We start from the raw sequence: 227 nt of genomic DNA, 5'->3' as shown, positions 1-227 counted from the left end.
CAATTCCTCTACAACGTCATCCAAGCCCCCAGACAAATCAATATCATCTAAATCCAGGTCATCTGCATCTGGCTCCGGTTCAGGTTCTGGCTCTGGCTCCGGTTCAGGTTCAGGTTCTGGCTCTGGCTCTGGCTCTGGTTCTGGCTCTGGCTCCGGTTCTGGCTCCGGTTCTGGCTCTGGCTCTGGCTCTGGCTCTGGCTCTGGCTCTGGCTCTGGCTCTGGCTCTG

The 227-nt window shown here is 57.7% G+C and carries 1 protein-coding gene; it reads right to left on the bottom strand.

The genetic code is table 11. The features are described from left to right. The coding region (locus A3762_RS27370; RefSeq protein ID WP_197469127.1) for a hypothetical protein at window positions 1–227 on the bottom strand (227 nt) is incomplete at both ends.

It is taken from the genome of Oleiphilus sp. HI0125, from assembly GCF_001635355.1.
This window is presented reverse-complemented; position numbering and strand designations above follow the sequence as displayed.